At 57.1% G+C, this 247-nt stretch carries 1 pseudogene; it reads left to right on the forward strand.

Features of this window, described 5'->3' with window-relative positions:
- Positions 1 to 111: 111 nt before the first annotated feature.
- Positions 112 to 247, forward strand: a pseudogene (locus ACKX14_RS16325) (MipA/OmpV family protein); the annotation flags it as partial.

The following is a 247-nucleotide window of genomic DNA, read 5'->3' on the forward strand; positions in this document are numbered from 1 at the left end:
GTGTCGGAACTTGCTACAATTTTTGTAGCTTGCTACAACCTAGATGAGTGCTTGCCTAAGGCAGGGCGTTTGCGCGTTCATGCGCGCATGTTCACAAAAGGAAATGGCTCCATGTTCAGGGTTACTTTTGCTGTATTCACCGGTTTGCTGGGGCTGTGGGGCGTTTGCGGCGCTGCGCTGGCGGACGGAATTACCGGTGAAGCCGGCGCAGGCGTCAGCTATCAGCCCCACGATCCCACGGGCAGCC

Source organism: Thermorhabdus hydrogeniformans, from assembly GCF_049310025.1.
Taxonomy (GTDB): domain Bacteria; phylum Bacillota; class Thermosediminibacteria; order Thermosediminibacterales; family Tepidanaerobacteraceae; genus JBJYKD01.